The 1,073-nt window shown below is 65.1% G+C and carries 2 protein-coding genes; both read left to right on the top strand.

Annotated elements, in window-relative coordinates; genetic code table 11:
* Positions 1-653, top strand: a 653-nt coding sequence (locus tag HZ321_RS21455; protein ID WP_181704468.1) for a carbohydrate ABC transporter permease, incomplete at its 5' end; no start/stop codon positions are given.
* Between the two features lie 13 nt (positions 654-666).
* Positions 667-1,073 (top strand): ABC transporter permease family protein (locus HZ321_RS21450; RefSeq protein ID WP_483295045.1); only part of this gene is annotated, 407 nt, incomplete at its 3' end.

Here is a 1,073-nt window from a genome sequence, read left to right as displayed (position 1 = left end):
CCGCCATCATCCTGGCCATCGAGATCCCGCTCGGCATCGCCATCGCCCTCTGCATGCCGCGCAAGGGCTGGGCGGTTCCGGTCTGCCTCGTCCTGATGTCGCTGCCGCTCCTCGTTCCCTGGAACGTCGTCGGCACCATCTGGCAGGTCTTCGGCCGCGTCGACATCGGCCTCATGGGCCACACGCTCGACGGTCTCGGCTTCGACTACAACTACGTCAACGACCCCGTCGACGCCTGGATCACCGTCGTCCTGATGGACGTCTGGCACTGGACGAGCCTCGTCGTGCTGCTCTGCTACGCCGGCCTCGTCTCCATCCCGGATGCCTACTACCAGGCCGCCAAGATCGACGGCGCGTCGCGCTGGTCGGTGTTCCGCTACATCCAGCTGCCCAAGATGAACCGCGTGCTGCTGATCGCCGTGCTGCTGCGCTTCATGGACAGCTTCATGATCTACACCGAGCCCTTCGTCGTCACCGGCGGCGGCCCCGGCAGTTCCACCACCTTTCTCTCGATCGACCTCGTCAAGATGGCGGTCGGCCAGTTCGACCTCGGCCCGGCCGCGGCCATGTCGATCATCTACTTCCTCATCATCCTCCTCCTCTCCTGGGTCTTCTACACCGTGATGACCCAGGCGGGCGAGGAACGGCGCTGAAGGCCCCGCGACCATGACCGACGCCACCACCCTTCCCCGCCAGGGCGCCGCCGCCAGCCGGCCAGTCGTGCTCGGACGCGTCCGTTCGTCCGACCGCGCCCGCTTCACCTGGCTGGTCCCGACCCTCTACATCATCTTCCTGATGTTGCCGATCTACTGGCTCGTCAACATGAGCTTCAAGACCAACCAGGAGATCACCGGCGCCTTCAGCCTGTGGCCGACGCAGCCGACCCTGCGCAACTACACGGTCATCTTCACCGACCCGTCCTGGTACAACGGCTACATCAACTCGATCACCTACGTCGCGCTGAACACCCTGATCTCGATCTCGGTCGCGCTGCCGGCGGCCTACGCCTTCTCGCGCTACCGCTTCCTCGGCGACAAGCACCTCTTCTTCTGGCTGCTCACCAACCGCATGGC

Origin of the sequence: Chthonobacter albigriseus (genome assembly GCF_013839445.1) — a bacterium.
Lineage (GTDB): Bacteria > Pseudomonadota > Alphaproteobacteria > Rhizobiales > Pleomorphomonadaceae > Chthonobacter > Chthonobacter albigriseus.
The sequence above is the reverse complement of the archived record's forward strand: the minus strand, read 5'-3'. Positions and strand labels throughout refer to the sequence as shown.